Raw genomic sequence first — 24213 nt, forward strand, 5'->3', positions numbered from 1 at the left:
TTCAGTCGTGGCCCCGGTTGTGCCCGGCGAAAGCCGGTTCCATCCGCCCCGCTGCCGGACGCAGGCCATCCAGGCCTGCCTCAAGCAACCGTTCGGTGGTGCGCACCAGGGTTCGCGCCACCCGGCAGGTGGTCTCGAGGGAGACGGATTCATTGGGTGCGTGGGCCTGGTCGATGTCCCCGGGGCCGTAGATGACGGTCGGCACCCCGGCCAGGCGAACCCAGCCGGACATGTCGCAGCCGTAGGGGGCTGCGGCGATGCGCGGCTCCTGGCGGAACTCTTCCTCGGCGCACTCGGCCAGGGTGCGCACCAGCGGGTGGTCGGCGTCGGTCTCGGCCGAGCCGAAGCCCGAGGCCAGACGCCGAATCTCCGGCGGGTTGCGGGATAGCCAGGGGTCGTCGTGGATCGCCTCGGCGATGGCGTGGCGAAACCGGGCCTCGGCCTCGTCGATGGTCATGCCCAGGGGGACCCCGACGCGGACCTGGGCCTCCAGCGAGTCCATCACCGAGGACGACCAAAGCCCGCCGCGGATGACCCCGACACTGGTGGCGTAGGGCAGCGGGTGGACGGTCATCAGCGGGTGCTGCTCGGCGGCGTTCAGGGCCTGCTCGTCGGCCCGCATGGCCTGGTAAAGGGTGATGAAGTGATCCAGGGCGCTCTCGCCCTGCAGGCGCTTGCTGGCGTGGGCCGATTTGCCGGGTACGCGGATGCGCAGGGACATGGCCCCGGCGTGGGCGATGACCAACTCCGGGATGCCGTGCTGCACCGTCGGTTCGGGGATGATGCAGGCATCGGCGCGCCAATTGCCGCGGATGGCCGCCAACGTGCCGAGCCCGCTGTCCTCTTCAGCCGGGACCGCGGCGAAGATCACCCGCCCCGGGAAGTTGCGCCCCCCTTCGGCGAAGGCCTCGAAGGCGGCCAGTGCGGCCACGAGGCCGGCTTTCATGTCCGACGCGCCGCAGCCGAAGACCCGGTCGCCCCGGGTGACCCCGGAGAAGGGCTCGTCCTGCCAAAGGCCGTAGTCGCCTGGCGGTACCACATCCACATGCCCGGTGAGCAGCACGCTGGGACCGGGCTGATCGCCCCGGACCACGCCTACCACCACCGGCGCCCAGGCCCGCTCGACCTCGTGGCCGGGGTAGCGGGGATCGCGCTGCAGTGAGGCGATGCCATCGTTCCAGTAGTCGATCTCAGCGTCGTACTGTTGCAGCCAGTTGGCGATGCGAGCGACCGCCCCATCCTCCTCGCCAGTGATCGAGGGGATGCGGATCAGGGAGACCAGTCGCTCGTGGATGCGCGCTTCGTCGAGGTAGGCGGTACGGCGGACCATGCGTGCTCCGCGGTTTCGGGGGCTACCATGGAGTATATGCACCTGAGACCGACTTCACCCGACGATCTTGCTTTCGTGCGCACCGTGGAGGGCGCCACGGAGAACGCCGCCTTCGTCGAGCAGTGGACCGTGGCCGAGCACCAGGCCTGCATCCGCGCCCCGGGCTGCGCGCACTGGATCCTGGAGGCCGGGCGGCCGCGGCGGGCGGTTGGGTATGCCATCCTGCAAGACGTGGATCACCCCGACGGCGTAGTGATGCTGCGCCGGATTGCCATTGCTGGCAAGGGCCGCGGTTACGGCCGCCGGGCGGTGCGGGCCTTGATTACGCACGTCTTCGCCGAGCTGGGGGCGCAGCGCCTGTGGCTCAGTGTGCTGAGCAGCAATCGCCGGGCGCTGCGCCTGTACCGCGACCTGGGGTTCGTCGATGACCCGCAGGCCGTGCCGGCTCCCGGCTCGCGCATCCTGATCCTGGAGCGCCCGGCGGCCCGTCAGTAGTTGGTTTCTAAAGGCTCCGAGAAGCGAAAATCAAGCTGCTCCATGATGGACCGGAACTTGTCGTGGAGGTGCTGTTCGTCCTCGCCACCGATGAACAGCTCGGCGATCTCGTAGCTGTAGCTGTCCTGCCCGCGCAGCTCGGAGAGCTGCGTCCCCTCGGCGACCTGGATGTGGATGGACAACTCCGGGTGGGTGCGTTGCAGGGCGTGGATCTGCTCGGCATCGGGGACCCGCAGCACGCGGGCGTCCCCGTAGACGCGGGGCATGAACTTGGCCGCCATGGGGAAGCGGCCCTCTGGCCGCGGAAAACGCGGGCGCCGGCCCAGGCTGATGTCGATGGCGACCTCATGGTGGGAGGCGCCGGTGGCGATCTCGAAGATCGGGCAGTGGGACTTGGAGATCCGTGGATTGACCTCGAGCAGCCAGATCTTGTCCACGTCCTCGTCCCAGAAGAACTCCATGTTGAACGGCGTCTGGTCTAGCCCGATGTGCTTGAGCAGTCGTCGGGCGTAGTCCTTCATCCGCTCCTGGACGGGGATCGGGAGGCTGGAGGGGTACTGGTAGCTAACGAAGCTGACCTGGTTGGCTCCGCGCAGGGAGTCCAGGATGGCGTAGACGACGACCTCGCCGTTGAAGACGTACCCTTCCAGGGTGCAGAGCCGGCCCTGAATGATGCCCTCGGCCAGGGCCGTCGCGCCGCTGCCGGACCCCGGCAGCCGCTCCGGGTGCTCAACGCGTTCGGTGAACGCCTGGAACGGTTCGGCGAAGACCGGGATGCCCCGGGCGATGGCATCGATGGCCGCCCGGAACTGGGTGTCGCTCTCCACCCGGAAGCCGAGCAGGGACGAGAAGGCCACCGCCGGTTTCAGCCAGAACGGGTAGGCCAGCTTGAGCGTGGCCAAGGGGTCCTGGGCGTACGGATCGATGGCCTGGAACGGCGGGGTGCACTCCGGCACCGCCGCCTCGCAGGCCAGCCGGTTCCAGTATTTGTGCTCGCAGAGCAGCACGCTTTCCAGCGACGGGGTGGGCAGGCCGTATTCACGCCTCAGGACCGGCAGGATGGAGGTCGTCGGAAAGTCCCAGTGGCCGATGATCGCGTCCACCCGCGGTGCCTGGTCCAGAGTGCGGCGGGCCTGATCCAGGATGGCGGGGATGTCGTAGCGCTTGGGGAGGACGATGGCGCTGTAGTCGGCCAGCGGGTGGAAGGCGTAGTTCGCACTGCCTCGTACGCTGTTCAGGTGCTGGAGATGGAAGTCGTCGAGCCCGACGACGAAGATCTGCTTGCGATCGTCCATGGCGACCCTCAAACGGACGTGCCCCATTGCACGGTTCCCTAGGAGGGAGCGTAGCCGAGAATCGCTGTGTTGCAGCGGTCAGCCGTCGTCGGCCGCCTCGATGCGTTCGAGCCGGGTGCGCTGGGCGTGGTGCTCGCTGCGAAGGTCGACGGTGCGCACGGGCAGGCCGGCCCAGCCCTCCGCCATGTACCAGCGCACCGCCCGTTGCTGGCCCGGCTGCTGGCGGGTGAGACGCACCGTGCGAAAGGTGCCCGGGTGTGCGCGCACGGTCTGCCGGCCCTCCACCCGGAAAACGACCTCTTCCACCTCACCCTGCTCATCGACCACCTGGTGGCTGATCTGCGTATGGCGCGTCCCCTCCAGGGCCTCTTCCATGACCTGCCAGCGGTGGGTCAGCGGGTCGAGTGCATCCGGGGGCACGGCGATCTCGCCCGCCTCGACAGCGGCCTCGTCATCGGTGAAGCGCGCCGCCAGGGTGACCTCCTCCTCCGCGTCCTCGAAGGCGGTCTCGGGGTCATACGCCTCGTCGGTCTGGAAGACGGTCGCGGTGCGGACCTCGTAGGTCTCTGGGCGGGCGACATCGCCCTCGAGGGTGCCCTCGCTGATCTCCCGGGTGCGGCGGATGCGCCGATCCCCCGGGTGGTCGGCCTGGGCCGGGTGCTGGCGGTGTTCGCGGATGCGCTCCAGGCGGAAGGTGTCGTCCGCTTCGAAGTCCCAGGTCAGGGTTTCGTAGCCGCGCCACTGCCCACCGTCCTGGATCCAGTAGCGCGCGCTCCCGCTCTCGGGCAGTTCACCGGCGGCGGCGATGGTGGAGCCGAAGCCGACCAGTACGGCGGCTGTAACACCGAGGCGGTGGCGTAACCGGGCGGGCTTGATAGCAAGCATGGGCTGCGTCGTGTCGGTTTGCCTGTCCCTGTTGTCGGCAGGTGGAGGGTGGGGATGAGGGTGCGAGTTGACGCCGGGATCAGGAGTGCGCACAGTCAGTCGGGATGTTGCACCGCGGCGCGCGGGTGCGCGCGACGCCAATAGAGGGGTAGGCATGAAGATCCTGGTCACAGCCAAGCGGGTGATCGATTCCACCGTCCGGGTGCGTGTGCGCCCAGACGGCTCCGGCGTGGACACGGCCAACGCCAAGATGGCTATGAATCCGTTCGACGAGACGGCGGTCGAGCAGGCGGTCCGGTTCCGGGAAGCGGGTGCGGCCAGCGAGGTGCTGGCGGTCACGCTGGGGGATGCGGGCAGCGAGGAGGTGTTGCGCACTGCCTTGGCCTTCGGCGCCGACCGCGCGCTGCGGGTGGAGAGCGACAACCCCTTGGAGCCCCTGGCGGTCAGCCGGGCGCTGGCGGCGCTGGTCGAGCGTGAGCAGCCCGACCTGGTGCTCATGGGCAAGCAGGCCATCGACGACGACAGCAACCAGGTGGGGCAGATGCTGGCGCAGCACCTGGGCTGGGGGCAGGCCACCTTCGCTTGCGCCATCCACCCCGAGGGTGAGGAGTTGCAGGTGACCCGCGAAGTCGACGGCGGGCGGCGCACCGTCGCGGTGCGGCTGCCGGCGGTGGTGACCACCGAGCTGGATCTCAATCAGCCGCGCTACATCAAGCTGCCGAACATCATGAAGGCCAAGAAGAAGCCGATTGACCGGATATCGCTCGACGACCTGGGAGTGGACGGGGCCTCGCGCTTGGAGTTGCTCGGGGTCGAGGAGCCGCCGCCGCGGGCAGCGGGTGAGCGCGTGGCGAGTGTGGCCGAGCTGGTCGACCGCCTCAAGAACGACGCACAGGTGATCTGAGATGAGTGTGCTGGTCTTTGCGGAGCACGACGGTGCCGGTGTCACCGAGGCGACACGGCGGGCGATCACTGCCGCTGCCAACCTGGGGGCGCCGGTGGATGTGGTGGTGACCGGCGGCGAGGATGCGGCCGGGGTCGCCGACTCGCTGGCTATCCAGGGGGTCGGCCGGGTCTGGCTGTGCCTCGGGGCGGCCTGTGCCGATCAGCTCGCCGAGCCGGTTTCGGGGCAGCTCGCGAACCTGGTGCGTGACGAGGGCTACCAGGCGCTGGTGGCGGCCACCAGTACCCAGTCCCGGGACCTGTTGCCCCGTGTGGCGGCGGCGCTGGATGTGCAGATGCTTTCGGACGTCGTCGCTATCGAGGACGCCGAGACGTTCGTCCGGCCGATCCACGGGGGCAGTGTGCTGGCGCGGATGCGCTGCCGGGAGCCGGTCCGTGTGCTCACGGTGCGGGCCACCCGGTTCGATCGGCCGGAGGCCGGTGATCCGCCGGCCGTAGAGCGTCTCGAAGCGCCCACGGAGCCAGGACCGACGCGCCTGCTCGAGGAACACGGCTCGGCCTCGGACCGTCCCGAGCTAACCTCCGCTCGCGTGGTGGTGGCCGGCGGCCGTGGCGTGGCCGATGTCGGCATCGAGGCGCTGGAGGCACTGGCCGATCAGCTCGGTGCCGCCATCGGGGCCTCACGGGGGGCTGTGGAGGCCGGCCTGCTGCCCAATGAGGCGCAGGTCGGGTTGACCGCCAAGGTGGTGGCGCCGCAGCTGTACATCGCCGCTGGGATCTCCGGGGCGATCTACCACGTCTCCGGGATGAAGGATAGCGGTGTGATCGTGGCGATCAATCACGACCCGGAGGCCCCCATCTTCGAGGTGGCCGACTACGGGCTGGTCGCCGATCTGCGGGAAGCGTTACCCGCGCTGCGCGAGGCGCTGGAGCAGTCATGAGCATCTACCGTGCACCGACGCGCGATCTGCGCTTTGTCATCGAGGAACTGATCGGCCTGGAGCGCCTGTCCGGCCTGGAGGATCTGGAGGAGGTGACCCCGGATCTGCTCGAGGCGGTCCTCGAGGAGGCCGATCGGCTGGCCAGCGAGGTGTGGGCCCCGCTGAACCGTGTCGGCGACCGTCAGGGGTGCCGGATGGATGGGGGGAGCGTGCAGCTGCCCGAGGGCTTCACCGAGGCCTACCAGGCCTTCGTAGAGGGCGGCTGGAACGGTATCAACGCTCATCCAGACCACGGGGGTCAGGGGCTGCCGGAGCTGGTGGCCACGGCGACCCAGGAGATGTGGCATGGCGCCAACATGGCCTTGGCCCTGGCGCCGATGCTCTCGGCGGGGGCGACCGAGTTGCTCCACCGCCATGGCGACGAGACCCTGCGCGGGCTTTACCTCGACAAGCTGGTCAGTGGTGAGTGGAGCGGCACCATGGATCTCAGCGAGCCCCGGGCCGGGTCCGACCTGGGGCAGGTCCAGTGCCGTGCCGTGCCGGATGGGGAGGCCTACCGCCTCTACGGTCAGAAGATCTACATCACCTGGGGGGAGCACGAAGCCGCCGAGAACATCATCCACCTGGTGCTGGCCCGTACGCCGGACGCGCCCGAGGGCCATCGGGGGATCTCGCTGTTCCTGGTGCCCAAGTACCGGGTGGAGGCCGACGGCTCGCTCGGGGCGCGCAACGATGTGCACTGCACGGCGCTGGAGCACAAGCTCGGCATCCACGGCTCGCCGACCTGCACCATCAGCTACGGGGACGGCGAGGGGGCCGTCGGCTACCTAGTCGGCGAGCCGTGTCGCGGCCTCAACCACATGTTTACGATGATGAACGAGGCCCGCCACAAGGTCGGGGTGCAGAGCGTCGGGGTCTCGGAGCGCGCCTACCAGCAGGCGCTGGCGTTTGCCCGGGAGCGGATCCAGGGGCGCCGGCCCGGGGGCAAGGCGTCGGTGCCCATCCTCCACCACCCGGATGTGCGGCGCAGCCTCATGGCCATGCGGGCGCAGACCGAGGCCATGCGTGCTTTGGCCCTGCTGACCGCGGCGGAGATGGATGTCGCCGGTCACGGGGCGGACGAAACGAGGCGTCAGAGCGCTCAGCGCCGGGTGGATCTGTTCACTCCTGTGGTCAAGGCCGTGGCCAGCGAGCAAGCCGTGGAGATCACCTCCCTCGGTATCCAGGTCCACGGTGGCATGGGCTATGTGGAGGAGGTCGAGGCCCCGCAGTTGCTCCGGGACGTGCGGGTGGCGGCGATCTACGAGGGCACCAATGGGATCCAGGCCCAGGATTTCACCCTGCGCAAAGTGCTCAAGGACGGCGGCGAGACCCTGGAGTCGGTGCTCCGCGAGGCGGATGAGATCGTCGAGGCGCTGCGCCGTGATACCGAGCTCGAGGCCTTGGCCGGCCCGCTGGACGATGCGCTGGCCACGCTACGCGAGAGCACGGCGCGGTTGCTGCGGGACGGACAAGACGATCCGTTGGTGCCCCTGACTGCGGCCACCCCCTACCTGATGCAGGCCGGTCTGGTGCTGGGCGGCTGGCTGATGGCGCGGGCGGCCGTGGTTGCGCAGGCCCGTATCCGGGAGGGAAGCGGTGACACCGGCTTCTATACCGGCAAGGTGCATACCGCGCGTTTCTATATGCGTCACATCCTGCCACGGCTCCACGGCTACACCCCGGCGATTCGGGGTGGCAGCGACGAGCTCGAGGCGATCGGCGACGGCGACTGGTGAGGAGGAAGCGGCTTGGAGCAGGAGGAACTCGAGCGCGAGACGCTGGCCTACGATGTTGTTGTCGTGGGCGCCGGTCCGGCCGGGTTGGCGGCGGCCCTGGAGCTGGCCCGCGGTACCGGTAACGGCCCGGCGCCTTCGGTCTGCGTTCTGGAGAAGGGGTCTGCGGTTGGCGCGCACCTCCTATCCGGTGCCGCCATCGATCCGCGCGGCCTGGATGAGCTGCTGCCCGACTGGGCGGAGCGCGGCGCGCCGCTGCGCCTGCGCGCCGCTGAGGACACCTTCCACTGCCTGACACCACGTTACGCGCTGAGACTGCCCACGCCACCGCAGATGGACAACCGCGGGAGCTACGTCGGCAGCCTCGGTGAGCTCGGGCAATGGCTGGCGGACCAGGCCGAAGCGGCCGGGGTGGAGATCTACCCCGGGTTTCCGGCCGCCGAGGTGCTCTACGACGCGCAAGGTGCGGTCTGCGGCGTGGCCACCCCGGATATGGGGCGCCAGCCGGACGGTACGCCGGGCCCGGGTTTCGAGCCGGGCGTGGAGGTGCGCGCTCGGCAGACGGTGTTTGCCGAGGGAGGGCACGGGTCACTGACCCAGCAGGTGATCGGGCGTTTCGACTTGCGCCGGGATGCGCAGCCGCAGACCTACGGCCTCGGTTTCAAAGAGATCTGGGAAGTTAGCCCCGAGCGGCATGTGCCGGGGCGGGTCGCGCACACCATCGGCTGGCCCCTGGATCAGTTCACTTACGGCGGCAGTTTTCTCTACCACCTGGACGATCGGCGTGTGGCGATCGGGCTGGTGGTGGGGTTGGACTTCGAGAACCCTTATCTGTCGCCCTTCGGGGAGTTCCAGCGCTTCAAGACTCACCCGTCGATCCGGCCGCTGCTCGAAGGCGGTCGGCGCATCGGTTACGGGGCACGGGTGTTACCGGAGGGGGGCTGGCAGAGTCTGCCGCGGTTGAGCTTCCCCGGTGGGGTCCTGGCCGGTGATGCGGCAGGGTTCGTCAATGTACCGCGCATCAAGGGCATCCACACCGCGATCAAGTCTGGCATGCTCGCTGCCGAGGCGGTGCGCGCCGCCCTGGAGGCGGATCGGGTGCAGGCCGATGATCTCGATCGCCGGGTCGGCGACAGCTGGGTGAGCGACGAGCTCCGCGCCGTGCGCAATATCCGTCCGGCATTCCGCTGGGGGCTGCTGCCCGGGTTGGCTTATTCAGCCCTGGATACCTACCTCCTGCGGGGACGGGCGCCCTGGACGCTGGGGCACGAGCCGGATCACCAGGCCCTGCAGCCCGCCGCGCGGTCGAGGCGCAAGGAGTATCCCCGGCCCGACGGGCGGCTGACCTTCGATCGGACCGCCTCGGTGTTCCTCTCCGGTACCCATCACGAGGAGGGGCAGCCCTGCCACCTGGTGCTGCGTGACCCTGCGCTGGCGCTGCGCGTCAACTGGGCGGTCTACGCCGGGCCGGAGGTCCGCTACTGTCCGGCGGCCGTCTACGACTACGACACGGATGCGGCCGGCCAGCCGCGACTGCGTATCGATGCCATCAACTGCCTGCACTGCAAGGCGTGCGATATCAAGGACCCGCCCCAGAACATCCGCTGGGTGGTCCCGCAGGGCGGGGACGGACCGAACTACCAGGGGATGTGACACGGGGCGAGGGTCCTGGGTGCGCGACAGTCCGTGTGGATGGCGCCGGGGCCCTCTATACTCCTGAGGCTGAGGTTATCCGCGGGCGCCGGCCGGCGCCTGATCTCTCCCGCTCAGGATGCCCTCCATGACCAAAGACCCCAGTCCGTCGCGCCAGGATGAAGCGGCCCGGCTGTTGCGAGAGCGGGCTAGGAAGCGCATGGAGACCACCCCCGGAGCAGTCGACATCGATCGGACGCTGCCGGCCACCCCGGAGGCGTGGCGTGAGGAGTTGCTGCTGCTGCAGATTGAGCGCGATATCCAGGCCGAGGAGCTCCACCGCACCAGGGGCGAACTGGCGCGGGTCCGTGCCGGCTACCGCGATCTCTTCGAGCACGCCCCGGTGGCTTATCTGTTGCTGGATGAGGACGGAGTGATCCGTGATGCCAACCCCCCGGCCGCGGAACTGCTGGGAGCCGCCTCGGCACCGGAACTCGAGGGGCAGGCGTTTGCCGAGTTTCTGGCCCCTTCGGCGCTCGAGCAGTGGGCGCGGTGCCGAGCGGCGCAGAGTGCGGGCGGGGCGGCGCGGGCGGCGACCGAGCTGGGGCTTCATTGCGATCAGTGTCCCCTGCGCCGGCTTGTGCGTATGGAGTGCGTCACGGAGGTAGCGTGCACCGAAGGGGGTGGCGTCCACGGCCTGTTCGCTCTGATCGATTTGACCGAGCAACGTCAGGCTGAGGAGGATCGCGAGGCCCTGATCGATCTGGTCGAGGCGTCCCCGCAACTCCTCGCGGGGCGTCTGGGCGTCAAGCCGGTGGATGATGCGGAGGGCGAGCCGACGCCCTGAGCGGCCGCCGAGCCCCGGCTTGCTCGATTGCTACAAAAATCATCTGCGCACGGCGCGGCGGTGCTATTCCGGCCGCGTCCGAGCAGATAGACTGCGGGGTAGCTCGCCCGGGCGGTCCCACGAAGGCATGACGTCTGCCGGCCGCTCCGCAAGGCGGGCTGACCCATGATCCGCAACCGGAGCATCCCGCCGCATGAGTACTGAGAAGGACCCGACCAAGGGCTACGTCGCCATTCTGGGCTGGAGCATCAACTGCATCGATGCCCTCGACCGGTTCGACCGCCGTTACGTCATTGTCGCCCCGGAGTGGGCCGAGGAGTATGCCCGGGAGCACGGGATCCCCTTCATCGCCTGGGATTTCGAGCGACTCAATGATCGGTCCATGGAGATCGCCGAACGGCTGCATGAAGAAGGCGTGGATGTCGCCATCCCGCTGTTCGAGGAGACCGTCGAGTGGGCCGGTGCCATCAACGCCGTGCTCATGGGGGACCCGCGGCTGCACGGTCAGGCGGTGCTGTTCCGGGACAAGGCGCTGATGAAGCGCCGTGCTCAGCTCGGCGGGATCCGCGTCGGCATCTTCGAGGAGGCCCACGATCGCGACGACGTGATCCGCTTCCTCAAGCGCGTGAACCAGACCTTGCTCAAGCTCGACGGCGACCCCAACGACCCGATCCACCTCAAGGCCTTCGACAAGGCGGGTTGCCTCGGGCACCGCGTCATCCGCACGCCGGACGAGGTCGACCTGATCCCCGAGGAGGAGTTCCCGGTGCTCATGGAGAGCCACCTGGACGGCTGGGAGTTCGCCGTCGAGGCCTGGATCCACGACGGCAAGATCCGCTTCCTGAACATCTCCGAGTACGTCACCCTCGGCTACTCGGTCTTTGTTCCGGCCACCCCGGAGCTGGAGAGCTGGCGGGATCTGATCACCCGCGAGATCGAGAAGCTGATCAAGACCTTCGACATCCGCTTCGGCTTTATCCATCCGGAGTACTTCGTGACCAGCGATGGGACGATGTACTTCGGCGAGGTGGCCTACCGCCCACCGGGGTTCAAGGTCTTCGAGCTGCTCGAGCGCGCTTACGGGTTCAATGCCTACCAGGGGATGGTGCTGGCCTTCGATCCGAAGACCACGGAGGAGGAGATCACCGACTTCTTCCCCCGCGAGGTGGTGGATGCCAAGGGCTATGCGGGCTGCTTCGGCGTCTATCCGCGCCGTCGGGTGGTTAGCCGACTGGAGATCCCGGAAGAGACCGAGCAGCATGAGTACTTCGAGTACCACGAGCTGACGCCGCCACAGCAGGAGGTGGTCACCAAGCGCACCGCCTTCGGGACTCACTGGGGGTTGGTCTACTTCTTCGGGGACAATCCCCACCGGCTCCGGGATCTGCTCAAGCACCAGGAGGAGCTGGACTTCTACGTCTGACGTCGCATCGGACCGGGGCGCCCCGCCGCTCGGGCGGGAGCGCCCCGGGCGGCTCGTGGGCGACGGTGCCGGGTTCCGGGGTCAGTGGATCGCTCGCCCGGCGGCCCAGCTGTTGCGTGCGAGCGCGATGACCTCGCTGATCTCCTCTTCCGGCACTGGCGGGTCCAGGGCCTCCTCCCGCGGGTCGTAGTGGAAGATGTAGAGCCGGGACAGGAACTGCTCGAAGGGCAGGGACGATTCCCCGTGGCGTTCGCCGTTACCCTCGGTGGAGACCATCACCCCGTTGCCCCAGTCCTGGGTGCTGTCGTTGTTCGGGTTGAAGAAGTAGACGCGGACCACGCCGTCCGGGTCCGTGGAGACGCGCTCGATGGTGATGGCGTGCCAGCCGACGAAGGCACCGCTGCTGTCGGTGACCGCCACCCCGGCGGGCTGGGGGTGGATCACCGGGTTGTTGCCGTTGTAGCCGGGGTGGTAGCAGCCGTAGAAACGGCTTGCAAAGCCGCGCAGATCGGGGAGGGCGCCGGTGGCGACATCGACGGCGATCGAGAACCCCCGCCCGACCCACCAGCCGTGGAATTCGGGGTTCACCCAGCGGTGGGGGTCCTCGCCGCGTCCGGCGCAGCGCCGCCCCATCTCGTGGTAGATGGCGTCCAAGTGAGGTACGGCCACCGCCGAGACCGGGTCGATATCCTCCAGGGGCGCCTCCGGGTAGCGGGCGAGCAGCTCCGCGGAGGAGAGGGCCTGGCCCTCGAAGTGGGCCACGACATCGTCGTCGCGGGCGGCCCAGGCGACAATCTGCAGCAGATAGTCGGGGTCGTTGCTCGACCACATGGACAGCGCCCGTGCCGATTGACACGTGGGGCTGTTGCCCTGACCCAGGCCGCGCGGCTGGCCGAGGACGCTGATCGCCCCGGCGAGCAGGAAGGCCTCCGGCGCGGCCGAGGCGCCGGGGATGCGATCGACCAGCCGCTGCCGGGCGGCGGCGCAGAGCGGTAGATGGATCTGGCGCCAGAGGGCCGGCGCTACTGGGCCGCTGTAGAGGATGCCGCGCTCGAGCAGGCCCGCCAGGCCGTAGACCGCCTGCGCGGTCTCGGACCAGATGGCACGGCGGATGAGCGTGTGCACCAGTTCCGGGTAGCATCCGAGCGCATCGATCCCGGTGCTGCTCAGGCCCAGCGCGCTGGGGAGGAGTTCGGGCGACTGCTCCAGCGCAAAGTGCAGGAAGACCGGGTGGTAGGGTGAAACCAGGCCGGTGTCGTGCATGGCGCGCCCCAGGCCGAGTGCCTCGTTGCGCAGGGAGGTCTCGTCCATGCTGGCCAGCCGCTCCTGGTAGACGGCCAGACCCGGGTCCTCCTGGCAGCCACGTGTCGGCCCGTAGAGCGCGCTGATCAGGCGCTCCGCGCCTCGGGCGCGGGCTGCTGGCACCCCGGGTTCATCGCTGTCCAGGTACACCGCCACGCTGGTGATCATCTCCTTGACGTGCCCGACGACCACCGGCCGCTGGGCGAGGATGCGCCAGATCTCGCCGATCAGCTCCTCGATGACCTCGCCGAAGCCGACCTGCTCGGCGATGAAGCGCTGGTGGCGCTGCACCATGGGCAGATTGCGGCCCAGATGCACCCGCTCGGACTCGCCGACCGGCCCGAAGATCAGCCGCAGATTCAGCGCCAGGACCCGTGCCAGGAACCGTCGGGCCGTGTCGGCGTCGAGCGTTGGATGACTGGCGGTGCCCTCGGCGATGGCCACCAGGCGCAGTTCGCTAAGGCACTCCAGGATCAGCGTCTGGTCCCGGGCGAGCTTCAGGGTGTTGGCGGCCAGGGTTGGCTGGAGTTGCTCGGGGTGTTCCCAGTCGCTGCCGGCGAAGACGCCGGCCTCGGTCAGCGCCCCGATCCGCTGGTAGAGCGCCGGGACGCCGTCGGGGTGGGCGAGCAGGCGGCGGGTCGCCTCGAGAACCTGCGCAGCGTGAGTGAACTTGGCGAAGCTCGCAGTCCGGGCCAGGCGCTCGCAGGCGTCATCCACCCGTTGAGTCAGGCGCTCCAGCGCCTGCCCGGTGTCGTCGGGGGTATCATCCATGCGGGAATAGTGGACCGGCCGCCACGGTTTGTCCAACACCGTTTGGCCCGGGGTGAGGTCTCGGGCTAGCCCGGCCATGCGCGCCAGGCGTGGGCCGGGCCTAGGGCTGGCCTGCGATCAGTGCGCGATGCGCAGCTCCTCGCGGCTGCCGCCGTCCTGTTCCCACTCCTGGATCCAGCGCGGGGTGCGTCCACGGCCGGACCAGGTCTTGGCCGGGTCCCGCGGGTGGCGGTATTTGGCAGGGACACGGCGGCGAGGTTTTTTGTTGTGCCCATTGAGGTCGCCGAGCGCCTCTTCGAGTTTGACGCCGTATTTCGCCGCTACCAGGCGGATCTCTTTTTCGGCCTCTACAACGCGGTTGCGATCCCGCTGCTCGCGTTCCCTGGCAATGCGTTTTTCGAGGGTGTCGAGTTCTTCGTCCGTGAACCCCTCCAGGTTGATGGCTTCAAGCTGTTTGCTGGTCATCGGGTATCGGCTCCTTACAAATGAGTGCCCGAGGGCTTTTCGGGTCCGTCCCTTGACCGGGTGCTTGAGTCCTGAGGCGTCGTTTCGTTGAGAGCGATTCAAGCCTGTAAACAAGATACCAGATCCTTTTCAGGAATCAATTCGTCGCTCTTCTTCGGATGGCATCCCTACCTTTTCCGTGTAAACCCGATGAGTCAAAATCGGATAAGCGCTGGCATCTGCCCCGTTGGTTTCGGGTTGGATCGCGCCGTTAAGAGGCGTAGGGTGGAATCGCCGATCCATACCGAAAATAATGAGGTGGCTGGCATGAGTGGAATCGACAAGAGTCGTCGCACGTTCCTCAAGGGCAGTGCCGTGGCGCTGGCGGCGCTGCCGCTATCAACCCTGCTGCATCAGCGCAGCGCCCGAGCGGAACCGAGGGCCGAGGATGGCCACGCCCACGACTACGTCAACGAGGCCGCGGACGCCTCGGGCCATCCGCGCTACGAGGAAGGGCAGCTTTGCGAGAACTGCGCCTTCTGGGGCGAGGCCGTCGAGGATGGTTGGGGGCGGTGCACCCACCCGGACTTTGGCGAGGTGCTCGTCAAGGCGGAAGGCTGGTGCTCCGTTTACGCACCAGCCTCCTGATCCGGGGTCGCCGTCACGTGGGGGTAAGCCCGGCCACCGGCGGCTGCCACGTGCCCGCCCGGGAGGGTATGGCAGCCGCGCCGGGCGCCCCTGCGGCGATACGCAGGGGGCGGCGATGTGGCGAGGCGTGCTGACAACTGCGGCATAAAAAATGCCCGCGGTGCGGGCATTCAGGGAAGCGGGGATATCGGGAATCTAGAGATTGGTGGAGGCGGCGGGAATCGAACCCGCGTCCGCAGGAGCTACACCGTCGGTCCTACATGCTTAGCCGATCTATTCTTTTTAACGGTTGAACGCCCGACCGGCAGGGCGGCTCAACCGCGAGCCCGTTGGGTTTCACGATGCCGGACCGGACCTATCCGGGCATCGCTATCCTGCGTCTATGACTGCTCGTCAGCCGGCACAGGCACCGACTGGGAGCAGCTGGCGGGTGTTACGCCGCCAGGGCGTAGTTGTCGTCGTTGGCAACTATCTTTAAGTACAGCCTGTTTTACGAGGTTGACTGTCACCTCGGCATGCACCTCGGGTTTCGCGACCTGCGTCGAAGCCATGTCGCCCCCGTTGCAACTGAGTAGACAGTGTACGGCTCGTGGAGTTCCCTCGGCAAGCGCGATTATCGCGCCGGCAGAGACCGGTCGACGGGCCGGCCCCCGCGCTAGCTGACCTTGTGCTTGAGCAGGCGCTCCCGCTGGCGCTGCCAGTCCTGCTCCTTCTTATCCGCCCGCTTGTCCTGCTTCTTCTTGCCCTTGGCTACACCGATCTCGATCTTGGCGCGCCCCTTCTTCCAGTAGAGCTTGAGCGGCACCACGGTGTAGCCTTCGCGGTCCACGGCGCCGATCAGACGGCTGATCTCGCGACGGTGGAGCAGCAGCTTGCGCGTGCGCGTCGGATCCGGCCGGACGTGGGTGGAGGCAGTGCTCAGCGGCGTGATGTTGCAGCCGATCAGCCAAGCCTCGCCGCGACGGACGAGGACGTGGCTTTCGGTGAGGTTCACGCGCTTGGCACGCAGCGATTTGACCTCCCAGCCCTCCAGCGCCAGCCCGGCCTCAAGGCGCTCCTCGATGAAGAAATCGAAGCCCGCCTTGCGGTTGACGGCGATGACGTTGCCTTCGGTCTTTTTGCTTTTTCCGGCTTTCTTGCTCACGGGGCGCATTGTATAGACGCCGGACCGCTGCGCAAAGCGCTGCGGCCGCCTGGTGGTTGGTGGTTGTCGGGGAGGACGCGGATCGTGACAATGGCCGGTCAAGGTCCGGAACGCTGGAGAACGGGAAGCCCCATGCCGAGCATCAGCCGCAGTGAGCTGGTCCCCTACACCGCCATCGAGATCTACGACCTGGTCAACGATGTCGCCCGCTACCCGGAGTTCATTCCGTGGTGCAAGGAGTGCGAGATCCTCGAGACCAGCGAGGACACCACCCGTGCCCGCATGACCTTTGCCAAGGGCGGCATGGAGAAGTCGTTCGTGACCGCGAATCGACACCAGCGCGGCAAGATGATCGATATCCGGCTCGTGGAGGGACCGTTCCAGCGCCTGGAGGGTTACTGGCGCTTTCGAGACCTGGGCGAGAGCGCCTCGAAGGTGACCCTGGACATGGAGTTCGAGTTCTCCAATCGGATCGTGGCCTACGCCTTCGGCAAGGTCTTTACCCAGGTGGCCAATACGCTGGTAGACAGTTTCGCCCGGCGGGCCCGCGAGGTCTACGGAGAGCGCGATGTCCTCTGACGGGGGATTGCAGATCGAGGTCGCCTACGCCCTACCGGAGCAGCAGACCGTGCTTCGGCTGGAACTGCCGGCTGGCAGTACGGTGGGGGACGCCCTGAACGCCTCGGGGCTCCTCGAGCGCCATCCGGAGATCAACCTGACGCAGCAGTCGGTGGGGGTGTTCGGGCAGATCGTCGGCCTCGATACCCCGCTGCACGATGGTGACCGGGTGGAGGTCTACCGGCCGCTGCAGGTCGATCCGAAGGAGGCCCGCAAGCGGCGGGCCGCTCGCAAGGCCTCCTGAATGGACGCAGGCTAGCGGGACGTCCAGTGATCCTCGATCTCGACGAGGGTGTCGTCGTCGAAGTGGAGCGTCAGCCGCTTGCGCGCCTGCTCGCTGCCGCTGCGCTCGTACAGGTAGTCCCAGCGATCATCCTCGAAGGCGTGCTCGAGCACCGGCGTGCCGAGCCGCTGCCGGACTTCGGCACGGCTCATGCCGACGGCGATCCGCTCGATGTCCTCTTCCTCAAGCAGGTTCCCCTGCTCGATCTCCAGCGGCTGGGCCAGCGGGAACTGACCGCCGCACCCGCTGGCGAATGAGGCGCCGAGAACGCATAATAAGAATAACTTGCATTTGGATGGTGTCGTCATAGAGGAAATGGTAGCCTAATGACCGAATCGACGAACAGTAGGCGAGGGGAAGCTGTGGACGCTGGTGGCTTGCGCAAGGCAGGGCTGAAGGTCACGCTGCCGCGGATGAAGATCCTGGAGGTGCTGCAGCAGAGTCAGCAGCGCCACGTCTCCGCGGAGGAGGTCTACCGGGCCCTGCTGGATGCTGGGGAGGACATCGGGCTGGCCACGGTCTACCGGGTCCTGACCCAGTTCGAGACGGCGGATATTCTGGTCCGGCACAACTTCCAGGGCAGTCATTCCGTCTTCGAACTCAACGATACGGCGCATCACGATCACATCGTCTGCGTGGAGTGCGGTCGCGTGGAGGAGTTCGTGGACGACACCATCGAGCAGCGCCAGCGCGAGACGGCTCGGGACCACGCCTTCCGCATGACCGGGCACTCACTGGTACTCTACGGCGTCTGCGCCGATTGCGCCGGGGCCAGCGAAGAGGGCAGTTGACCCCTCCGCGCCTGTCATGCCCTTAGCTAGCGCCGCGGGCCAGCATACGCTGCGCCGCGGCACGCTCGTGATCGGTGATCTCCAGCCCTCCGAGCATGCGCGCGATCTCCTCGATTCGCTCGGCCTCCGCGAGGGGATCCACCTCGGTGCGTGTGCGTCCGTCGCCCTCGGATTTGCTGACACGAAAGTGGGCGCCGCCCTGGGCAGCCACCTGCGGGAGATGCGTCACGCACAGGACCTGGTAGCGCTGCCCGAGGGTGCGCAGCAGGCGCCCGACCACCTCGGCCACCGCGCCGCCGATGCCGGTGTCGGCCTCGTCGAACACCAGCGTCGGCACCCCGCTGGCGCGTTCGACCGTGGCCACCTGGATCGCCAGACCGATTCGGGAGAGCTCGCCGCCCGAGGCGACCTTGGCCAGGGGGCCGGCAGACTGGCCGGCGTTCGTGCGCACCAGCAGCTCGATACGGTCGAGGCCGTGACTGCTCGGAGTGGCCTCCGCCTCAAACTCGATCGCCGGGATGAGTTCAGCGCCGGCCATGCCCAGTTCCCCAAGCAATTGATGGACCTCGGTGGCCAGCTGGTCGGCGGCGTTCTGGCGCAGCCGGGACAGCCGCCGGGCGGCGTCCTGGTAGCGCTCCACGGCCGCCGCCCGGTTCTGACGTAGTGTCTCCAGGCGCTGCCCGGCGTTCTCCAGACGTTCGAGCTGGGCCTGCAGCGTCTCGAGGGTTTCCGGTAACTGCTCGACCTCGACACGATGCTTGCGGGCGAGATCCCGCAATTCGCTGATGCGCTGGTCGAGTTCGGCCAGGCGCTGCGGATCGATCTCGAGCCCGTCGGCAAAGTTGCGTAGGGTCTGGCAGCCCTCTTCCAGGTGTGCCAGGGCGTTCTGGAGCAGGTCGGCTGACTCGCCCAGGGCGGGGTCGATCTCCCGTCGCTCTTCCAGCTCACGGACCGCGCGGCCGATGAGCGCCTGAGCGGCGAGGTCATCGTCCGACAGGGCCTGGAGCTGGGTCTGGGCCAGCGCGATGAGGGATTCGGCGTGGGCCAGCCGCTGGTGCTCCGTCTCCAGCTCGTTCAGTCCGTCCCGGGAGGGGGCTGCGCTTTCAAGCTCTTCGACCTGATGCCGCAGCAGGGCGAGGCGATCCTCGTAGTCGTGGTCCCGGTCCTCGAGTTCGGCCAGCTCGCGGTCGATCTCGCGCAATTCGCGGAAGCGCTCGGTGACCGCACGACGTAGCTCGCCGGCCTCGGCGTAGGCGTCAAGGAGTTCGCGCTGAATGGCCGGGCGCAGCAGCGATTGGTGGGCGTGCTGGCCGTGGATGTCGACCAGCTGCTCGCCGAGTTCGCGGAGCACCTGCAGGGCCACCGGCGTGCCGTTGACGAACCCCCGCGAGCGCCCGTTGCTCTGGATAACCCGGCGGACGATGATCTCGTCATCCCCGTGGAGTTCGCGATCAGCCAGCCACTGAGTCACCTCGGGGCCGGGCGGGTCGAACACGGCGCTGACCTCCGCGCGCTCCGCCCCGGGGCGGATGATCTCGGACCGGGCGCGGTCGCCGAGGCAGAGGCCAAGGGCGTCGAGGAGGATGGACTTGCCGGCACCGGTTTCGCCGGTCAGCACATGCATGCCCGCGCCGAACTCCAGATCGAGCTGATCGACGATGGCGAAGTCGCGGATGTGGATCTCCCTGAGCACAGCGCTTCTCCCTATGCGCCGAAGGGTTCGATGTTGCACAGCGGCCCGCCCCAGCCGAGCTTGGCGCGGAGCAGGTTGAAGTAGCTGTAGCCCGGCGGATGGACCAGGCGGATCGGACTCGGGTGGGCCCGCACCACCAGCCGGCTGTCCTCCTGGAGGGTCAGGTCCCTCTGGCTGTCGCAGCTGACCCGGACGTGCTCGATGAACCGCGGGTGGACATCGATCTCGATCCGGCTGTCGCCATCGACCACGAGTGGCCGATTACTCAGCGTGTGCGGACAGACCGGCACTAGAACCATGGCGTGCAGGTTAGGGTGGGCGATGGGCCCGCCTCCGGCCATGGCGTAGGCCGTCGAGCCGGTCGGTGTGGCAATGATCAGTCCGTCGGAGCGGTGATCGCTCAGCGGCTCGCCGTCGATCCGCGTGACCAGTTCGATCATCCGCGCGGTGTTCCAGCGGTGCAGGACCACCTCGTTGATGGCCACGTCCTCGCGGAGCAGCGTATCATCCTGGTTGGAGCGGATCTCGGCGCGCAGGATCAGCCGCTCGTCGACGACGTGCTGCCCGTCCAGGATCTGCGCGACCTCGTCCAGATGCTCGGGTGCGATGTCGACCAGGAACCCCAGCCGGCCGCGGTTGATGCCCATCAGGGCGACATCCCGCCGGCCGGCCACGGCCCGGGCGATGTGGATCAGGGTGCCGTCGCCCCCGATGGCGATGATCAGATCGCAGGCATCGAGCAGGGCTTCACGGGGCACGCGCTGCAGGTGGTGATCACCGGTCTCCGGCATGGACTGCTCATCGAGCAACGCCGTACAGCCGCGCGCTTCCAGCATGGGCAGCAAGCGCTCGACCAGCCCGGTGATGGCCGGATCGCCGGGTTTGCCGGTGATGCCGACGGTGGGGAAGGGCGGTGGTGGATGTACGTCCATGGTCGGGAACGGTATCACGTCGCCCAGGGGGCGCCAATTGGCCGGCGACTGGCGCGTTGACGGTCGTTCGCGCGGCTTGCTAGCCTCACCTCGCACTCGAGCGCCCTAAGTGCAACCCCCGCGAAATCGCGCAACCCGTGGTACATGAGCCATGAGCCCGCCGCACGACCTGGAGCTGGGCGACCGCGCGCGCACCCTGCTCCGCACGCTGGTGCGTCGCTACATCGACAGCGGCAGGCCGGTCGGGTCGCGCAGCCTGGCCCGTGAAGCCGGGCTGTCCGTCAGCCCAGCCACGGTGCGCAACGTCATGGCCGACCTCGAGGAATTGGGCTATCTGGTCTCGCCGCACACCTCGGCCGGTCGGGTGCCGACCGATCGGGGCCTGCGCTTCTACGTCGACTGCCTGCTCCAGGTCCAGCCCATCGAGGGCGACACCGTCGAACAGCTCCGCCGGCGTCTGGTTCGCGACCGGGAGGAGGGGGCGGAGGAGTTGGCCGACTCCGCCTCGGACCTGCTCTCGCAGTTGACCCGGCTGGCCGGTGTGGTGACCCTCCCGCGCTGCGACTGGGCGGTGCTGCGCCACGTGGAGTTCCTGCCGCTGTCCGACCGTCGCGTGCTAGCGATCCTGGTGATCAATGAGCGGGATGTGCAGAACCGCGTCATCCGCACCGAGCGCGACTTCTCCGAGGCTGAGCTTCAGCGCATCGCCAACTACCTCAATGCGGAGTTCGCCGGCGTGGAGCTGCCGCGCGTGCGCCAGCGCCTGCTCGCCGCCATGCAGGCCGATCAGCAGCGGCTCGACGAACTCATGCGCTCGGCGGTGGAGGTCGGCGAGAAGGCCCTGGCGGAGGAGCAGGACGACGAGGGGTACGTGGTCGCGGGTCAGACCAATCTGATGGAGTTCGAGGAACTCTCCGATGTGGACCGGCTGCGCCAGCTGTTCGAGGCCTTCACGCAGAAGCGTGACATCCTCCACCTGCTCGATCGCTGCGCGCGGGCCGATGGCGTCCAGATCTACATCGGCCAGGAGGCCGGTTACGAGGTCTTCGACGGTCTCTCGCTGGTGACGGCCCGTTACGGGGTCGCCGGTGAGGCGGCCGGGGTGCTCGGGGTGATCGGGCCGACCCGCATGGCCTACGACCGGATCATTCCGATCGTCGACATCACCGCCCGATTGGTCGGCTCGGCCTTGAATCCGCCGCGCTAGATCCCCACACCTGTGCCCAGGCAGGAGGCAGTGCACCCGGTGGCCGCGCTTGGGGCGCCCGGTGGTGGGCTGCCAGTAACCGTTTTCCGGCTCAATCCAGCGGAGCAGCCATATGACTGATAACCAGCGACAGAGCACGACCGAGGAGCAGCCCGAGGTGCGCGGCGACGCGCAGGCAACCGCCGAGGCGTCGGAGCAGAAGCACACCCGTCAGGCCTCGGAGGCGCTCGAGGGCGAGCTCCAGAGCGGCGAGTCGGCGAGCGAGGGCGCCGCGGCGGACGAGGCCGGTACCAGCGCCGAGGACCTGGAGCAGCGTATCGAGGAACTCGAGAACGCCCTTGCTGACGCCGAGCGGAAGGCCCAAGAGAACTGGGATCAGGTGCTGCGCATGCGCGCCGAGCTGGAGAACGCGCAGCGCCGCGCGGAAAAGGATGTCGACCAGGCCCGGCGGCAGGGGCTCGAGAAGGTCTGCGGCGATCTCCTGCAGGTCAAGGACAGCCTGGAGATGGGCGTTCAGGCGGCCGAAGACGCCGAGGCCGATCGCGAGAAGCTCCTCGAGGGCTCGCAGTTGACCCTCAAGATGCTCAATCAGGTCTTCGAGCGCTTCGAGATCGAGGAGATCAACCCGCTGGGCGAGCGTTTCAACCCCGACTACCACGAAGCTATGGCGACGCAGCCCAGCGAAGAGCAGGAGCCGAACACCGTGCTCCACGTGGTGCAGAAGGGCTACCGCCTGCAGGATCGCCTGCTGCGCCCGGCACTGGTGGTGGTGGCCAAGAAGGCCGACGGCAGTGCGGGCAGCGGTGGCTCGGTGGACGAGACCGCCTAAAGGCACGCGATTCGGCGCGATTCAAACCGGGCCCTTGAAAAAGCCGATGGGGCACCGCACTTAAGGGGCAGAAGGCAATCAGGCCCGGACAGATTCAACGGTTAGCAGGAGCGAATTATGGGTAAGATCATCGGCATCGACCTGGGCACGACCAACTCGTGCGTGGCGGTCATGGAGGGCAATAAGACCCGCGTGATCGAGAACGCGGAGGGCGATCGGACCACCCCGTCGGTGGTGGCTTTCGCCGAGGATGGCGAGGTGCTCACCGGCGCCCCGGCCAAGCGGCAGTCGGTCACCAACCCGGAGAACACCATCCATGCGGTCAAGCGCCTGATCGGCCGGCGCTTCGACGAGGATGTCGTCCAGCGCGACATCAAGGAGATGCCGTACAAGATCGTCAAGGCGGAAAATGGCGACGCCTGGGTCGAGGCGCAGGGTAAGAAGATGGCGCCGCCGGAGGTCTCGGCGCGCACCCTGCAGAAGATGAAGAGCACCGCCGAGGACTACCTGGGTGAGGAGGTCACCGAGGCAGTGATCACCGTCCCGGCGTACTTCAACGACTCCCAGCGTCAGGCCACCAAGGATGCCGGCAAGATCGCCGGACTCGAGGTCAAGCGCATCATCAACGAGCCGACGGCGGCGGCGCTGGCCTACGGCCTGGATAAGGAGGGCGGCGACAAGAAGGTCGCGGTCTACGACCTGGGCGGCGGCACCTTCGACGTGTCGATCATTGAGATCGCCGAGGTCGACGGCGAGAAGCAGTTCGAGGTCCTCTCCACCTCCGGGGATACCTTCCTGGGGGGCGAGGATTTCGACAAGCGGATCATCGACTACCTGATCCAGGAGTTCAAGAAGGACCAGGGCATTGACCTCGGCCAGGATCACCTGGCGCTGCAGCGCCTGCGCGAGGCGGCCGAGAAGGCCAAGGTGGAGCTCTCCTCGAGCCAGCAGACCGAGATCAATCTGCCCTACATCACCGCGGATCAGAGCGGTCCGAAGCACATGGCCATCAAGCTCACCCGGGCCAAGCTCGAGTCGCTGGTCGAGGACCTGGTCGAGCGCACCATCGAGCCGTGCAAGACCGCGCTCAAGGACGCAGGCCTGGCGGCCAGCGACATCCAGGACGTGATCCTGGTCGGTGGCCAGACGCGGATGCCGAAGGTCCAGGAGAAGGTCAAGGATTACTTCGGCAAGGATCCGCGCAAGGACGTCAACCCGGACGAGGCCGTGGCCGTGGGTGCAGCGATCCAGGCCGGTGTGCTCGGCGGTGACGTCAAGGACGTTCTGCTGCTCGACGTCACGCCGCTGTCGCTGGGCATCGAGACCCTCGGTGGCGTGATGACCAAGATCATCGAGAAGAACACCACCATCCCCACCAAGGGGACGCAGACCTTCTCGACCGCCGAGGACAACCAGACCGCCGTGACCGTCCACGTCCTGCAGGGCGAGCGGGAGATGGCCAAGGACAACAAGTCCCTCGGTCGTTTCGATCTGACCGACATCCCCCCGTCGCCGCGCGGTGTGCCGCAGATCGAGGTCGCCTTCGACATCGACGCCAACGGCATCCTCAACGTCTCGGCCAAGGACAAGGCCACCGGCAAGGAGACCGGCATCGAGATCAAGGCCTCCTCCGGGCTGACCGAGGACGAGATCGAGCGTATGGTCAAGGAGGCCGAGGAGCACGCCGAAGAGGACCGCAAGCAGCGCGAGCTGGTCGAGGCGCGCAACCAGGCCGAGAACATGATCCACTCGACCCGCAAGACGCTGTCGGATCTCGGCGAGCAGGTCGGCGATGCCGAGAAGCAGGAGATCGAGAGCGCCATCAGTGAGCTCGAGCAGGTCAAGGACGGCGAGGACAAGGAGGCCATCGAGCAGAAGACCCAGGAGCTGGCGACCAAGGCCGGCGAGCTGGCGCAGAAGGCGTACCAGCAGTCCGGTGGCGGCGAAGAGGCCTCCGCGGGTGCGGGCTCCGGCGAGGCCGCGTCGGGCGAGCAAAAGGAGGACGTGGTCGACGCCGACTTCGAA

Annotated in this window: 23 protein-coding genes and 1 other RNA gene; 14 read left to right on the forward strand and 10 right to left on the reverse strand. The window is 67.7% G+C overall.

From position 1 onward, the window contains the following. Position 1: 1 nt before the first annotated feature. Positions 2 to 1330, reverse strand: a complete 1329-nt coding sequence (locus LRG10_RS12085; RefSeq protein WP_201170693.1) for a M20 family metallopeptidase — start codon at positions 1328 to 1330, stop codon at positions 2 to 4. Positions 1331 to 1366: 36 nt separating this feature from the next. Between LRG10_RS12085 and LRG10_RS12090 the strand changes: the two genes are divergently transcribed. Continuing rightward, on the forward strand, positions 1367 to 1825 hold the full coding sequence (locus tag LRG10_RS12090) for a GNAT family N-acetyltransferase (RefSeq protein WP_238635702.1): 459 nt from the start codon (positions 1367 to 1369) through the stop codon (positions 1823 to 1825). On the opposite strand, the gene LRG10_RS12095 is transcribed toward LRG10_RS12090, so the two are convergent. Together LRG10_RS12095 and LRG10_RS12100 are read right to left on the reverse strand one after the other, a co-directional pair. Continuing rightward, positions 1819 to 3120 (reverse strand): acetyl-CoA carboxylase biotin carboxylase subunit family protein, encoded by a 1302-nt coding sequence (locus tag LRG10_RS12095; protein ID WP_238635703.1) that lies wholly within the window; start codon positions 3118 to 3120, stop codon positions 1819 to 1821. The two genes, LRG10_RS12090 and LRG10_RS12095, sit on opposite strands and share 7 nt — an antisense overlap. A 78-nt stretch (positions 3121 to 3198) precedes the next feature. Beyond that, positions 3199 to 4005 carry a hypothetical protein gene (locus LRG10_RS12100; RefSeq protein WP_238635704.1) on the reverse strand — a complete coding sequence of 269 codons (807 nt, stop codon included), beginning with the start codon at positions 4003 to 4005 and terminating at the stop codon, positions 3199 to 3201. 154 nt (positions 4006 to 4159) lie between these two features. On the opposite strand from LRG10_RS12100, the gene LRG10_RS12105 reads away from it, so the two are divergent. From LRG10_RS12105 to LRG10_RS12130, 6 genes are all read left to right on the forward strand, one after another. Then, positions 4160 to 4909 carry an electron transfer flavoprotein subunit beta/FixA family protein gene (locus tag LRG10_RS12105; protein ID WP_238635705.1) on the forward strand — a complete coding sequence of 250 codons (750 nt, stop codon included), beginning with the start codon at positions 4160 to 4162 and terminating at the stop codon, positions 4907 to 4909. 1 nt (position 4910) lies between these two features. Beyond that, positions 4911 to 5849 carry an electron transfer flavoprotein subunit alpha/FixB family protein gene (locus LRG10_RS12110; protein WP_201170680.1) on the forward strand — a complete coding sequence of 313 codons (939 nt, stop codon included), beginning with the start codon at positions 4911 to 4913 and terminating at the stop codon, positions 5847 to 5849. Continuing rightward, on the forward strand, positions 5846 to 7627 hold the full coding sequence (locus LRG10_RS12115; RefSeq protein WP_201170677.1) for an acyl-CoA dehydrogenase: 1782 nt from the start codon (positions 5846 to 5848) through the stop codon (positions 7625 to 7627). Before LRG10_RS12110 ends, LRG10_RS12115 begins: the two co-directional genes overlap by 4 nt. A 12-nt stretch (positions 7628 to 7639) precedes the next feature. Further along, entirely contained in the window at positions 7640 to 9277 is a 1638-nt protein-coding gene (locus LRG10_RS12120) for an electron transfer flavoprotein-ubiquinone oxidoreductase (RefSeq protein WP_201170675.1), read from the forward strand. A 127-nt stretch (positions 9278 to 9404) separates the two neighbouring features. Continuing rightward, positions 9405 to 10103, forward strand: coding sequence for a PAS domain S-box protein (locus LRG10_RS12125; RefSeq protein ID WP_238635706.1), 699 nt, complete (start codon positions 9405 to 9407; stop codon positions 10101 to 10103). A gap of 193 nt (positions 10104 to 10296) precedes the next feature. Continuing rightward, complete coding sequence (locus LRG10_RS12130; RefSeq protein ID WP_238635707.1) at positions 10297 to 11526, forward strand: acetyl-CoA carboxylase biotin carboxylase subunit family protein; 1230 nt, start codon at positions 10297 to 10299, stop codon at positions 11524 to 11526. Between the two features lie 81 nt (positions 11527 to 11607). Here the strand turns inward: LRG10_RS12130 and LRG10_RS12135 are convergent, their stop codons facing one another. Further along, entirely contained in the window at positions 11608 to 13599 is a 1992-nt protein-coding gene (locus LRG10_RS12135) for a hypothetical protein (protein ID WP_201242658.1), read from the reverse strand. A gap of 117 nt (positions 13600 to 13716) precedes the next feature. Continuing rightward, a complete protein-coding gene (locus LRG10_RS12140; protein ID WP_201170668.1) occupies positions 13717 to 14064 on the reverse strand; it encodes an H-NS family nucleoid-associated regulatory protein in 348 nt (115 codons plus the stop codon). Positions 14065 to 14370: 306 nt separating this feature from the next. Here LRG10_RS12140 and LRG10_RS12145 point away from each other — a divergent pair, with 306 nt between their 5' ends. Beyond that, positions 14371 to 14691 carry a high-potential iron-sulfur protein gene (locus LRG10_RS12145; protein WP_201242656.1) on the forward strand — a complete coding sequence of 107 codons (321 nt, stop codon included), beginning with the start codon at positions 14371 to 14373 and terminating at the stop codon, positions 14689 to 14691. A 203-nt stretch (positions 14692 to 14894) separates the two neighbouring features. Here LRG10_RS12145 and ssrA read toward each other — a convergent pair. Next, positions 14895 to 15251, reverse strand: a transfer-messenger RNA (tmRNA) gene (gene ssrA, locus LRG10_RS12150). Between the two features lie 95 nt (positions 15252 to 15346). Continuing rightward, a complete protein-coding gene (smpB, locus tag LRG10_RS12155) occupies positions 15347 to 15844 on the reverse strand; it encodes an SsrA-binding protein SmpB (RefSeq protein ID WP_201170634.1) in 498 nt (165 codons plus the stop codon). 123 nt (positions 15845 to 15967) lie between these two features. Between smpB and LRG10_RS12160 the strand changes: the two genes are divergently transcribed. Together LRG10_RS12160 and LRG10_RS12165 are read left to right on the forward strand one after the other, a co-directional pair. After that, positions 15968 to 16414, forward strand: a complete 447-nt coding sequence (locus LRG10_RS12160; RefSeq protein WP_201170631.1) for a type II toxin-antitoxin system RatA family toxin — start codon at positions 15968 to 15970, stop codon at positions 16412 to 16414. Beyond that, positions 16404 to 16697 (forward strand): RnfH family protein, encoded by a 294-nt coding sequence (locus LRG10_RS12165; protein ID WP_201170628.1) that lies wholly within the window; start codon positions 16404 to 16406, stop codon positions 16695 to 16697. The genes LRG10_RS12160 and LRG10_RS12165 overlap by 11 nt, the downstream gene beginning before the upstream one ends. An 11-nt stretch (positions 16698 to 16708) precedes the next feature. On the opposite strand, the gene LRG10_RS12170 is transcribed toward LRG10_RS12165, so the two are convergent. Beyond that, the gene (locus LRG10_RS12170) at positions 16709 to 17044 is read right to left on the reverse strand and encodes an outer membrane protein assembly factor BamE (protein WP_201170626.1); all 336 of its coding nucleotides are present in this window, start codon (positions 17042 to 17044) and stop codon (positions 16709 to 16711) included. 54 nt (positions 17045 to 17098) lie between these two features. Here LRG10_RS12170 and fur point away from each other — a divergent pair, with 54 nt between their 5' ends. Further along, the gene (gene fur, locus LRG10_RS12175; protein WP_201242672.1) at positions 17099 to 17527 is read left to right on the forward strand and encodes a ferric iron uptake transcriptional regulator; all 429 of its coding nucleotides are present in this window, start codon (positions 17099 to 17101) and stop codon (positions 17525 to 17527) included. A gap of 22 nt (positions 17528 to 17549) precedes the next feature. Here the strand turns inward: fur and recN are convergent, their stop codons facing one another. Both recN and LRG10_RS12185 read right to left on the reverse strand, forming a co-directional pair. Next, the gene (gene recN, locus LRG10_RS12180; RefSeq protein ID WP_238635708.1) at positions 17550 to 19220 is read right to left on the reverse strand and encodes a DNA repair protein RecN; all 1671 of its coding nucleotides are present in this window, start codon (positions 19218 to 19220) and stop codon (positions 17550 to 17552) included. Positions 19221 to 19231: 11 nt separating this feature from the next. Continuing rightward, positions 19232 to 20152 (reverse strand): NAD(+) kinase, encoded by a 921-nt coding sequence (locus tag LRG10_RS12185; protein ID WP_201170618.1) that lies wholly within the window; start codon positions 20150 to 20152, stop codon positions 19232 to 19234. Positions 20153 to 20303: 151 nt separating this feature from the next. Here LRG10_RS12185 and hrcA point away from each other — a divergent pair, with 151 nt between their 5' ends. The 3 genes from hrcA to dnaK form a co-directional block, all read left to right on the forward strand. Beyond that, positions 20304 to 21359, forward strand: coding sequence for a heat-inducible transcriptional repressor HrcA (hrcA, locus tag LRG10_RS12190; protein WP_201170617.1), 1056 nt, complete (start codon positions 20304 to 20306; stop codon positions 21357 to 21359). Between the two features lie 112 nt (positions 21360 to 21471). Beyond that, entirely contained in the window at positions 21472 to 22188 is a 717-nt protein-coding gene (gene grpE, locus LRG10_RS12195; protein WP_238635709.1) for a nucleotide exchange factor GrpE, read from the forward strand. A 117-nt stretch (positions 22189 to 22305) separates the two neighbouring features. Beyond that, the coding region (dnaK, locus tag LRG10_RS12200; protein WP_238635710.1) for a molecular chaperone DnaK at positions 22306 to 24213 on the forward strand (1908 nt) is incomplete at its 3' end.

This window comes from Halorhodospira sp. 9628 (assembly GCF_022228075.1).
Lineage (GTDB): Bacteria > Pseudomonadota > Gammaproteobacteria > Nitrococcales > Halorhodospiraceae > Halorhodospira > Halorhodospira halophila_A.